The 13,708-nt window shown below is 25.7% G+C and carries 6 protein-coding genes; all 6 read left to right on the top strand.

Going from position 1 to position 13,708, the window contains the following annotated elements; genetic code table 11:
* Positions 1–355 precede the first annotated feature (355 nt).
* The 6 genes from AS160_RS01140 (at position 356) to AS160_RS01115 (ending at position 13,612) form a co-directional block, all read left to right on the top strand.
* Positions 356–2,542, top strand: a complete 2,187-nt coding sequence (locus AS160_RS01140; RefSeq protein WP_165144151.1) for a hypothetical protein — start codon at positions 356–358, stop codon at positions 2,540–2,542.
* A gap of 11 nt (positions 2,543–2,553) precedes the next feature.
* Positions 2,554–7,077, top strand: coding sequence for a PQQ-binding-like beta-propeller repeat protein (locus tag AS160_RS01135; RefSeq protein WP_165144150.1), 4,524 nt, complete (start codon positions 2,554–2,556; stop codon positions 7,075–7,077).
* Positions 7,078–7,165: 88 nt separating this feature from the next.
* Positions 7,166–8,899, top strand: a complete 1,734-nt coding sequence (locus tag AS160_RS01130; RefSeq protein ID WP_165144149.1) for an NAD+ synthase — start codon at positions 7,166–7,168, stop codon at positions 8,897–8,899.
* Between the two features lie 4 nt (positions 8,900–8,903).
* Positions 8,904–9,620, top strand: coding sequence for a hypothetical protein (locus AS160_RS01125; protein WP_165144148.1), 717 nt, complete (start codon positions 8,904–8,906; stop codon positions 9,618–9,620).
* A gap of 25 nt (positions 9,621–9,645) precedes the next feature.
* The gene (locus AS160_RS01120; RefSeq protein ID WP_165144147.1) at positions 9,646–12,579 is read left to right on the top strand and encodes an N-6 DNA methylase; all 2,934 of its coding nucleotides are present in this window, start codon (positions 9,646–9,648) and stop codon (positions 12,577–12,579) included.
* Positions 12,580–12,583: 4 nt separating this feature from the next.
* A complete protein-coding gene (locus tag AS160_RS01115; RefSeq protein WP_165144146.1) occupies positions 12,584–13,612 on the top strand; it encodes a potassium channel protein in 1,029 nt (342 codons plus the stop codon).
* Positions 13,613–13,708: the final 96 nt, after the last annotated feature.

The following is a 13,708-nucleotide window of genomic DNA, read 5'->3' as shown; positions in this document are numbered from 1 at the left end:
AATATTAAATATATTAAATATTCCTGTACCAAAAATAATTTCACCCTATACAGAATTCAAAGAAAAATACAAAATTTAGGGGGTGTAATGACACTTTTGTATTTAATAAAAAGTTAACAATGACTGTTTTTTAGAATAATTCCGCTTTTTCAAGCTTTATTGAAAAAAATACTGTCAAACTCAGGAAAATAACCTTAAATATATCAATTTTAATTATATTAAAATTAAACATTTTTAATATAAAAAATAAATATAAAAAATAAATATAAAAAATAAATTTAAAGAATGAAATAAAAAAAGTCGATAAAACTTTGGGGGTGATATTATAAAAAGAATACTAATTTTAACTTTAATAATGATAATATTATTATCATCGTGTTTTTTGGTGGAAACTAATGATATATTAGATTTTAATATTGTTTTTAAGGAAAATTACATTGAATTAAGTTGGAATCAAATTTCTTCTGCTGAAAAATATGAAATATATAAAAAAGGCATTAATGATAATGAATATAAATTAGTTGCAAATGTAAATAATAAAGTCACTAAATATGAGGATTATATTTTTGACCCTCACCAAACTTATTTATACCAAATTGTTTATTTTAAAAAAAATTATGTATCTGAACCAGTAGAGAAAAAAATAACAATACCAAACAGACTACCATCTAAAGTTTCTATAATTTCTCCATCAGAGGGTTCTACAATATCACCTAAAAACTTTAAAATAATTTGGAATAAACCAACGGATAAAGATGGTGATGAATTAGAATATACAATAGTAATTAAAGAAAATAATGTAGTTGTAAAATCTGATAAGGTAAAAAGTTTAGAATATATTGTAAATTTAAATTACGCAAGGACATACACTTTAAGAATAGACGTTTCAGACGGTTATAGTTTAGTAAAAGGTGATGAAATATCATTTAATACCCAAGATATTCCAATTTCGTTATCAACTCCACAATTAAATATTTCTAATGTGTCAACATCATCAATAACATTATCCTGGGAGAATATAAACGAAGCAACTAAATATGAAATATATAGAAAAAACAATAATATATATGAATTATTATCAAAAACAAGCGAATTACAGTATATAGATAAAAGTTTAGAAAGAAAAAAAGAATATTTTTATAAAATTAGAGCAATAAAAGAAGAAAATAATGATATAGTAGGGATTTCTAATTATTCAAATGAAATTTCAGCAATTACTATTAACTATCCACCGGAAATACCTGAATTAATATATCCATCAAATAATGCAACAGGAATAGATTTAAATGAAAAATTGAAATGGGAGTCATTTGATCCGGATGGAGATAAAATAAAATATACAGTTTACTTTAGTGATAATAGAAATTATGTGGAAGATAAGAAAGAGAATGCTAAAGTTGCGGAGAATATTACAGAAAAAGAATTTTTGCCAAAAATGTATATAAAAAATACATATTATTGGAAAGTTATTGCGATGGATGAATATGGTGATGTATCAGAATCAGATATTTTTTCGTTTTCTACAAAGGATATAGAAAATACAAAACCAAATATTGATATTCCAGAACAAAATATTACTGAAAATTCTACATTAAATATAAATTTGATAAATTATTCATATGATGCTGATGGTGATGATTTGATTTTTGATTTAATATCCGGTCCTGGAACAATTGTTACAACTAATGATTCAACTAATTATATATATTATGCTGATTATGAAGCATCAGGTATATATGATGTTACTTTAAGAATTAGTGATAGATATGAATATATAGATTATACTTTTACTATAATAGTAGAAAATATAAATAGGTCTCCTAATATATTAAGTCATTCTGTAAATCCAGTTGCAAAATATGGAGGTATAGAAGTAAAAAATGTAACTTTAAGTTGGGGTGTCTCTGATCCAGATGGAGATAATTTAAAATGTACATTGTATTTAAGTGACGATATAACAAAAGTAGAAAATAATGATGAAGAGGTAAAGATAATAGAGGATTATGATAAAAATACTTATAATTTAGAAAATGAATTAAAATACCAAACTAAATATTACTGGAAAATAATTGTAAATGATGGAAAATCTTATGTTGAAAGTAAAATTTTTGATTTTACTACTAAAGAAGAACCAGCTATTATTTATATTGAAGATGCGCAATTTAAAATCAATGAAAGCAATTATATATTAGTAAATTTAGAAAAAGGTAATGATGTTGGAGGTATATCATTTATATTTACTTTTAATTCTGAATATATAAATGTAGATATAAATAAAGGTTTATCAGGAGTTGAGTGGTTGTTTGACAAAGATAATATATATTTTAGTAAAGTTACTAATGGAGATAATTATTTAAAAGTAGATATTGTATTTAAAGAATCCTATAGCATCTTTAATGATGCGTTATTAAAAATATATTTAAATGGAATAAAAAATACTAATGAAACTATAATTGGATTTTCTAATGCATATGGAGTTCATAGTTCTTCAAATAAGTTTGAGATAGATTATAGCGATATAGCAAAAATACAAATTTTTTAGGAGGGATGGATATGAAAAAATATTTGGTATTATTAACAATCTTATCTATTATCTTTATTATGTCTAGCTGTCTTACAAAAGATGCAAATTTTAAATCGGATAAGATAGAAAAAACGTCGTTTAGCACTGAAGAGTATTTAAATATAACAGATACTGGAGAAGTTATATTAAAGAAGGATTTAAAAGGGCTAGAGCTACAAATTTTAAATGCAGATGATTATACTATTCCAAATGGGATTTTAAGTGTAAATACACAGAATAGTTTGATGATTGCAAAAATTGGAGAACCCTTTAAAAAAGGGGATAAAATATTAGTTTTGAATAAAAAAGCTGATATTAAAATCCTTTCTGTTGCTCCAATAGAAGTAGAAAAAACAAAAATAAGTTCAGATTCAATTAGTGACGGTATTTCAATTATAGATGAAGAAATGAATAAAGATGGATATGGTGAAGTAACAATATATGCAAAGAATGTAATGGATGTAACAAATATAAATCTTGTAATATCATATGATAAAGATTTAGTAGAGATTGATCAATATAGGGGTGAAAATGGAGTTTATTCTTTTCCGGTAATAAATGGGAATAGTATAATTATGGTTCCAATAATAAATTCAGAAGATGGGGAAATAGAAATAAATTTATCTACAGTAGAAAATGAGAAAATAAACCTTGAAGATAATGAAATATTTAAAATCTATTTCAAAGCAAAAAAGGATGAGAATGGGAAAGGAAAAATAGGTATTAGCAAAATTCAATTCGCTAATGATCCAAACTCAGGTGAAGAAAGAAGTATAGTTATCTCTTCATCCGGTAATGTTGATTTTCATGATGGTGAATTAAAATTAAGAGAACCAAAATTATTAGGAGATTTTAATAATGATAATATAGTTGATATAAGTGATGTAAAAGCATTTGCAAATTATAGTAATACAAAGGAAGGAAATTCATCATATGATGAAGCTTACGATATAGCTCCAGCATATAATATGTATAAAAAAGAAGGTTGGGAAAATATATATGATACATCATTTTCAGATGGATCAATTGATATAAACGATTTTTCTATTATAGCAGCTAATTTTGATAAAAGTAAACCTAATAATTTTCCATTAGATCCAATTGCTGTAAATCCTAAAAATGGCGAAGAATCTAATATTCAACCAATATTAAAATGGTATTCAGAGGATCCAGATGGAGATTTATTAACATATGATATTTATTTTGGTGAATCACAAGATAATCTATCTTTACTTGCTACGAATATATCTTTTTCATCAGATATAATTCCAAATTATGATATTACAAAGAAATTTAACAAACTTGAAGTTTCAACTGATTTATTGACAAAAACATATTATTGGAAGGTTGTAGTAAAAGATACATCAAATGCAACAAGTGAATCTGTTTTTTCATTTTATACAGAAAAAGAATCTAATTTAAAGCCATCTGCTACAACTATAGAAAATCAAGAGGTATTTGAAACAGAAACATTGATTATTGATTTGACAAAATATTTTGCAGATGAAGAAGGAGATGAAATAACTTATTCAAGAAGTGAAGAAAGTGAATTGAAATCAGATGATGGTTTAGAAATTTCTTCAGAAGGAACATTAACCTTTACTCCCGATTATGATATGGTTACAACTGGAAATTCAGTAATGAAAAAAGTTGTTATAAAAGCTTGGGATAGTCAACATGTTAATGATCCAACAAAAGTTGAATTTTATATAACAATAAAAAATAAAAATAGATTGCCTCAATTTACAGAGACATTATTCTCACCAGCATCAATAAATAATAATGGAAGTTCCATAGATACAGAGAATATTCAATTTAATTGGAGTGCAACAGATCCAGATGGGGAAAGTATAAAATATTACTTTTATTTAGGAAAAACAACTAATTATGAATTAATAAAAGGAGAGGAGAAAACACCTCCATATACATACAATTTAACAACGTTGGAAGAAGGAACAACGTATTATTGGAAGGTGGTTGCAAAAGATTCAAGTGATGGAGAAATATCTAGCGATTTATTAACATTTACAACAAGAGGATATAAAAATGGTGGTCAAAAGTATGTAAAAGATGTTGAAAATCCTATTAGAACAGGTGTTGTCATTTCTCCAGAAAATGTAATACATTTTGGTTCAAATGATGAAAATTTTGGAAAATTGTATTCAATATTGCCAACAGGTCAAGAAAAAAGAAGTCCGTTTTTAGTTGATAGTCCAATTACAACTACACCAGCAGTAGATAATGATGGTAATGTATACTTTGGCACTTTAGAAGGAAAATTATATTCTGTAAATGTTAATAATACATCAAATTGGGAATATATAATAGGAGTTCCATTATATTCTTCTCCTGCAATTGGTGTTGATGCAATTTATATTGGAGCAACAGATGGATACTTTTATTCAATAGATAAAGATAGTGGAAATTTAAATTGGAAATATCAAGTATCTGAAAAAATAAAAGCAAGTCCTGTACTCGATAATTCTGGAAATATATATTTTGGTGCTTATAATGGAATTGTATATTCTTTAGACAAAAACGGTAATGAAAGATTTTCTGTAACATTAAATGTTCAAAATGTAGAAGAAGTTGTTGCTGCAGGAGCAATTGATAATACAAATAAAAAATTATATATTGGAACATTGGCTGGAAAGATATATGCTATAGATATAGATACTACAAGTGCAAATTATGGTAAGGTTGTATCAAGTAATGATTTAGGTGCTGCTATAAAATACTCGCCAGTTGTGGGTGATTCAATTTATGTTATTACACAAGATGGAAAAGTACATGCCTTGAAATCAGATTTAAGCAAAGAAACAGGGAAATTATCAAATGGAGAATATGATGCAAAAATAGAACCAGCTGGTCCAATTTCTCTAGGTACAGATGGAACAAATAATATATTGTATATTCCTTTATCTAATGGTAAGATATACTCTATAAAAGATAATGGAACATCTAGATGGGTATTTGGTGATGCTAAAAAATCAATAAGCGGAAATATTGCAATAGGAAAAGATGGTAATATTTATGCAGGGTCTTTAGATAACAAATTTTATATTATATATGATTCTCAAAATGAAGGTATAGCTAAAACAGAGTGGCCAGTATTTAAAAGAAACAGTGCGGCGACAGGTGGTAATAGACCTCCTAAAAAACCATATAATTTATCTCCTAAAAATAAATCTGGAAAAGTAGATCCAGCAACTGATTATACAATAAGTTGGAAGTCTAAAGAATATGATGGCGATTCAATTTCTTACGATGTATATTTTGGCGAAAATACTAATTCATTGTTATTAAAATCGCCTGATCAAAATAGTGAGTCATATAAAATACTTGAATCAGATTTGAAATATGGATATATATATTATTGGAAAATTGTAGCTAAAGATGATAATGGTGCAGAAATTTCAAGTGACATATATTCATTTATCACTAAAACTCCATTTGTTTTAGGAAAACCTGGATCAGGATCTGAATCAAAACTTGTAGTGGGTGATATAAGCGAAAAAGAATCACCTGTCCAAATTACTTCAAATAATATAAACGATAATGATGGAGTTGCAAATAATTCAGAAGTAAATGATATAAAAATATATGGGAATTATGTTTATGTTGCAGCAGGACCGGATGGGTTTGAAATAGTTGATTTATCTGATCCAACATTACCTACTCATGATAATGAAATTCATGATGATGGAGTTAATAGCTTTAATATAAAATATATAGATGTTATTGATACAGATAATGATAATGATGCAGATCTTGCTATATTATTAGATAATACATTAGGATTAATCACTGTTACATTAACCGATGGAACAATTCCTGTTTATTATGCTAATGATAATACTGGATTAAGCGATATTAGAGGTTCAGTTTATTATAATGGTAATGTATATGTAATAGATGGAAATAATGGATTGGTTGTTTTTGGGGTAGATAATTCTGGAAATATAACACATAAGAAGACATATAATTATTCAGGCGATTCAGATTTTATTCCAACTGCATATAATCCAAAGGATATTGCGGTTTCTGGAGATTATGCATATATAGCAGATGGAGAAAACGGTCTTGTTGTAATAGATATATCTACGCCAGATAATCCAGATGTAGTAGATATGTATGATTATAGTAATGATGATAGCGATTCTGATGGTGTTGAAGATGCAATAGCAAATACAATATTTATATATAACGGGAATGCTTATATTGGATATTTAGATAATGATGCAGATGATGGAATAAATGTGAATTATGTGATTTCAATAGACTTATCTGATCCTGAAACTCTTGATTCATATAATGATATGAATTCTATTTCAAAAATCGATTTAGAAGCAGGAACTGCCGAAGATATATTTGTAGATGATGATTATGTTTATGTAGCAGCAGGTACAGGAGGATTAAGGATAATATCTTTAACCAAAGAAGCAGAAATTGGATATAAGAATACAGAAGATATGGATAATGTCAAGAGAATAGGTGGTATATGGAAAGAATAATGATTTCCCCCGATTTTTCGGGGGTTTTTTAATATATTTTTAAGTGTAAATATGTTATAATATTAAAAAAGAGTAAAGGAGTGATTATATGAGATTGAGAATAGGTCTTGCTCAATTAAACTCTCATGTAGGAAATTTGAGTTTTAATTTAGATAAGGCAAAAAAAGCACTAGATTTAGCTGAAAAAGAAAATGTTGATATATTAGTTTTTCCAGAGTTGTTTCTTGTAGGTTATCCTCCTGAAGATTTGGTTTTAAAAACGGGTTTTTTAAATGATTCGAGAAATATTTTAAATGAATATATAGAGTATTCAAAAAGTAAAAATACATTATCAATTATAGGAAATTTAGATTTTGAGGTAGACGCATATAATTCTGCGTATGTTATATATAATGGTAAAGAAGAGGCAAAATATCACAAAATATTTTTACCGAATTATTCCGTTTTTGATGAAAAACGTTATTTTTCTCCAGGAAAAAAACCTATGATAATTGAATTAGAAAATGGATTAAAAATAGGAGTTACAGTATGTGAAGATATATGGGTACCAAATGGACCTGCAGTTGATTTAGCAGAAATGGGGGCCCATGTAATAGTTAATTTATCGGCTTCGCCATATACAAAAGGTAAACCAAAAAGTAGATTAGAAATGTTAAAAACAAGGGCCTCAGAGCTTTCAACATGGCTCGTATATGTAAATCTTGTTGGAGGTCAGGATGAAATAGTTTTCGATGGGGGCAGTGTTGTAATAAATCCGTTTGGAGAGATCGTACATTCACTGCCATTATTCGAAGAAAAAATAGATATTATAGATATTGATCCAATATCATCAACAAGGGCTAATTTAAGAGAAGGTAAAAGAAGACATTTAATATATGAAAATAACGAAGTAGATATAGTAAAAATAAATAAAAAAATGAGAAAAAAAGAGAATATTAGAAAGCCAAATAAAAAAATATTGTTGATGGATAAATATGAAGAAATATATAATGCTTTAAAGTTAGGGTTAAAAGATTATATATATAAAAATGGATTTTCAAAAGTTGTATTAGGATTAAGCGGCGGTATGGATTCTGCGTTTGTATCTGCATTGGCAGTTGATACATTTGGACCAGAAAATGTATTGGGAATATTAATGCCATCGCAATACTCCTCTAGAGGTAGTATTGAAGATTCTTTGTTATTAGCAAAAAATTTGGGGATGAAAACATATACAATTCCTATTCGAAGAACATTTGAAAGTTTATTAAAAGAATTAAAAATAGCTTTTAATGATTTGCCAATAGATGTAACAGAAGAAAATATTCAAGCTAGGATTAGAGGGACTATAGTAATGGGCTTTTCAAATAAATTAGGATATATTGCTCTAGCTACAGGTAATAAAAGTGAGGTTGCTACTGGATATGCGACATTGTACGGAGATATGGCAGGAGGTTTTTCTCCAATTAAAGATGTTTATAAAACCGAAGTATATGCGCTAGCTAAATATTTTAATGAATTAAAAGGTGATTGGATAATACCAGAAAATATATTTACCAAAGCACCATCTGCTGAATTAAGACCAGATCAAACCGATCAGGATAAATTACCTCCATATGAAATCTTAGATGCTATACTTGAAAAGTATATTGAATATGAAATGAGTATAGATGAAATAGTAGAAGAAGGTTATGAGCTAGAAACTATAAAATATGTTATTAAACTTGTAGATTTAAATGAATATAAGAGAAGGCAAGGTGCCCCGGGGATAAAAATAACGCAAAGAGCTTTTGGTAAAGATAGAAGAATGCCTATAACAAATGGTTATAAAATTTGGAGGTAAAAATATGAAAATTGATAAAGAAGAAAGAAAAAAAGGAGCCAAATCTTTAATAATAATATTTGCAATAATGTTTTTTACATATTTATTAGTATGGTTTGTGTGGTCTCAATATGAAGAATTATTAAATGAATTTAAAGTTTTACCTACTTTGCAAATTGAAAAAGCTGATTGGTTTAATATATATGCAGATACGGAAATATTTGAATCTGATAAAGGTGAAACTATTATTGTTAATAAAATTGATGAAACAAATTATGTTATAAAGTATAAAGATAAAGTTTTTAAAGAAAAAGCATTTAGATATTTTAATTTTAGATATGTGGGAGATAATGTATTAATATCCTTCCCATCATTTTATATTAGAGGTATAAAAAATATTTTAATATCTGATAATGATATATATGAATTTTACAAGGTACCTATAGATTTGCAAGATGAATACGATATTTATTTTTCAGAATTTTTGCTTGGAGATTATAATGAAATAAGTATGAATCAATTGCCAGATGAAATAAAAAATGAAATAAAAAATAATAATATAAAGATTAAATCAAAATATGTAAGTTTTATTTTAGATAATATTGAAAAGGTGTATAAAATATCTGATGATAATTATATATTATTAAAGGAATCAGAAAGTTTTAAAGAATATTATATGATTAGAAATGAAGATGAAAAGAATTTTATCTTAAGAATTTTTTTAGTAGAGAAAAATATTTAGGTGAAAAAATATTTAGGTGAGTTGAATGTATGAGAATTTGAAAAATACTATTCAGAATATAAAAAAAATTATTAGAAATAATATAAATGAAAAATTATCTATTTTAGGTTTTTATGAAGAAGAATATGACCCTAAGTGCAATAATGAGATTATTGCAGAGTCAACATTTAATATGTTAAAAGATTTATTTTCCATTGATTATATAAATAGGAGAAATAAATATGTAGAAAATTTTACTTTTAATTTTTTGAACAAAATAATAGCATTAAAATTATTATTGGAAAAGGGAATTAATATATCTTTTGATGAATTAAAAGAATATATACCGGAGTTATTTGATGAAATATATGATATTAAATTAGATACTAATAAAATCATGGAAGAAATAAATAAGGTGAAAGATTGGCATAAAGAGGATATTTTAGGTTGGGCATATCAATATTATAATTTAGATGAAAATAGATCTAAATTATTTGAACAATCACAGTTTTATACACCAGAATGGGTTGTAGAATATTTGGTTGATAATACACTTACAAAATATTATTGTGAAATATATGATGATAAATATATAGCAGAAAAATATAAGATAAAGTATGAAAAAAGAAATATTAATAAGAAGTTAGAAGAATTTAAAATACTAGATCCAACATGCGGTAGCGGACATTTTTTAATAAAAGTTTATGATAGATTAAAAGAGTTTTATGAAAGGCAAGGGTATAAAAATTATATTAAAAATATAATTGAAAATAATATATATGGCATGGATATTGATCAAAGATCAATAGAAATTGCAAAAATAATATTAAAAATTAAAGCTTTAACAGATGGCTATAGTGGTGAATTGGATTTTAATTTAGTATCTACTGATTTTAAATTAATAAAATCAGAAGATATAGAAGATTTCAAACTAAAAGAAGTATATGAATCTGTTAAAAACGAACTTGAAGGTTATGAAGAATTGGGAGCGCTTATAACATTAAGTAGTGAGACTAAAAATAAAATTTTAGAATTACAAAAAAGGAAAATTATACCTTTATTTGAAGAAAAAACTAAATTGGATAAATATTATTTGGATAAAATAAAAAAATTTTTTAAAATTCTTATTTTAAATTATGATATAGTTATCTCAAATCCTCCATATACAGATTCACATGATTATACTCCAAATTTAAGAAAATTTATAAGAGAAAAATATTTTGAATTTAGAAAAAATTTATATGGATGTTTTATTAAAAGGAATTATGAATTTTTAATAGAAAATGGATTATTGGGAATGATAACTCCTCAGACATTTATGTTTATTAGCAGTTATGAACAATTAAGAAAGTTTATAATAAAAAATATGCATATAGAAAAATTAGTTCATATAGGTTTAGGTGGAGTGTTTGATGATGCTTTGGTAGATACAGCTATGTATATTTTTAGAAAAAGCAAAAAAAATGATGAAAAAGGAATATATATAAACCTAAATGATGTATCGTATAATGAAAAGAAATTTGAGTTAAAAAATATTGAGGATGAAATATTTAAAGGAAAAGAGTACAATAAAGTATTTATTGAAAATCAAAATGAATTTAAAAAAATACCAAGATTTCCTTTTGTATATTGGATAAATGATGAAATAAAAAAAATATTTCATTATAAAAAATTAATAGAATTTGCTGATGTTAGACAGGGTATTGCAACGGGAGATAATAATAGATTTTTAAGATATCATTGGCAAGTTCCTAAGAGCGAAATTAGATATAAAAAAGATAATAAAAAATGGGTTCCATATGCAAAAGGAGGACCATATAATAAATGGTTTGGTAACTTATGGTGGGTTATTGCATTTGATGAAGAAAATTATAATGCTTTAAAAAATATGGGGAATCACCTTCCCAATAAGAAATATTATTTTAAACCAGGCATAACATATTCTATGACAACCTCTAAGGGACCAACATTTAGAATTTTACCAGAAAATTTTTTATTTGATTGTAAAGGTAGTAGTATTTTTACAAATGATGAAAAATTCAAATATTCTTTAATTGCATTTTTAAATAGCAAATTAGCTTTCTATTTGTATAAGTTTATTGCTGGTAGTGTTGATTTAGAAGTTGGTGATTTGAAATATATTCCAATAGCTAATGATTTAATAAAAGAAAATAAAAAAAGAGAGTTGTTAATTAAAATAGTAAAGCTCATTATAGTTATAAAAAAACAAAATATAGACACATCTCCTTTAGAATTGCATTATAAAGGTTCTCCACTACATCAATTCAAAAAAGGATCTTTTGAGGAAAGGTTAATAGATATAATACAAACAAAAGATATTTTAGATACATATATGTTATTGTTAGAAGCTCTTGTTGAGAAAATTATATTTCAAATATATAAATTAAAAAAGAAAACAATACAAGAAATATTTAAAAAAGAAAAAGTACCATCTGGGTGGAATAAATTAATTGATTATAATCTTTTGCCTGATATAGAAGAATTATTAAAAAAAGAATACTTAAATGAGTTTGGATTAAATTCGGAAGATTTGAAAGAAATTGAAGGTGAAATATATAGATTTTTAAAACATATACCCATTAAGAAGGAAAAAGTAAATTTAGAAGAATTGAATTCAATTTATTATAAAAAGAATAGATATGAATATGACAATGCTATAGAAAGAACATCTATGAATATGTCTCTAAACCCTATTTCTATTATTAATTTATTGGATTATAATAATCTTAATTTTAGATATTATAAAACAAAAGAAATATTATTTCTAATGATTAATGAAGAATATCTAAAAAATATGGGAGATTATAATAAAATTAAAGAATCATTGTATAATTTAGGCATTTCAGAAGAAATTATAAAAAAATATTTAAGGAGAAATTTGAAAGATTATATAGAGAATAAGTTAAAAGATGATCAATTAAAATATTACAAAAAAACATTACCAATTTTTTGGGAGTGATATTGTGGAAGAATATAGAAGGATATTTAGGCAAATTACGGTGTCTGTTTTGATAATTGTTTCAATCTTTATAATAGGTGTTATAGGGTTTATGATTTTAGAAGGATGGGATTTCTATACAGCTTTTTATATAACAGCTATTACTATATCTACAGTAGGGTATGGAATGCCAGAAAATATATCTCATGCTACTATAATATTTGATACAATCTTAATTTTTTCAGGTATATCTGTTGTATTATATTTAATATCCTCTTTAACGGCATTATTAGTAGAAGGAGATTTTAAAAAGATAGGGGGAGTTTTAAAGATGTTGAAAAGAATTGAAAAAATAAAAGATCATTATATCATAGTTGGTGGAGGTAAGGTTGGTAAGTATATTATAGAAGAATTTGAAAAAGAAATGGTGCCATATATTGTAATAGAAAAAGATGAAAATATCATAAATAGATTATTGGAAAAAGAAGAATATAAAAATATTAATTATATAATAGGTGATGCAAGAGAAGAAGATATATTGATAAAAGCAAAAATATTTGAAGCAAAGGGAGTATTGTTAACATTACCAAATGATGTTGATAATTTATATATCTCATTGACAGCAAAAACACTAAATCCTTCATTATATATTGTATCCAATGCAACTAGTAGTGAAGAATTAAGAAAATTATTATATGCTGGTGTAGACAATGTAATACTTCCTCCTGAAATAACAGGAAAAAGGATGGCGCTTATGATATCTAAACCCAATGTATTATCATTTATAGAAACAACACAAACAGATTTTGGTGAAACATTTGGGTTCTCGGAAATAAAAATACCAGAAAAAAGTTGGATGGTAGGAAAGGATTTTGGTGAATTAGAAATATCAAAAACATTAAATGTTATAGTAATGGCAATAAGAAGAAATAAAAAAGCTCATTATAATCCTAAAGCAAACTTTAAAATAGAACCTAAAGATTCTTTGATGGTAATAGGAGAACAAGAAGATATAGAAAAGTTAAAAAGATACGTTATTCTTCCTGAAATATAATCAATTCACTATTAATTAACAAAATTAACGAAGATGTAAGTTGACAAAGTGGAGAAAAGGTGGTAATATATATACTCGGACGCGGGCGAAAGCCAG

The organism is Marinitoga sp. 38H-ov, from assembly GCF_011057715.1.
Taxonomy (GTDB): domain Bacteria; phylum Thermotogota; class Thermotogae; order Petrotogales; family Petrotogaceae; genus Marinitoga.
The sequence above is the reverse complement of the archived record's forward strand: the minus strand, read 5'-3'. Positions and strand labels throughout refer to the sequence as shown.

Coding starts and splice junctions, on each gene's coding strand:
- AS160_RS01135 (WP_165144150.1), top strand. CDS start 2,554: ATGAAAAAATATTTGGTATTATTAACAATCTTATCTATTATCTTTATT.
- AS160_RS01120 (WP_165144147.1), top strand. CDS start 9,646: ATGTATGAGAATTTGAAAAATACTATTCAGAATATAAAAAAAATTATT.
- AS160_RS01140 (WP_165144151.1), top strand. CDS start 356: ATGATAATATTATTATCATCGTGTTTTTTGGTGGAAACTAATGATATA.
- AS160_RS01125 (WP_165144148.1), top strand. CDS start 8,904: ATGAAAATTGATAAAGAAGAAAGAAAAAAAGGAGCCAAATCTTTAATA.
- AS160_RS01130 (WP_165144149.1), top strand. CDS start 7,166: ATGAGATTGAGAATAGGTCTTGCTCAATTAAACTCTCATGTAGGAAAT.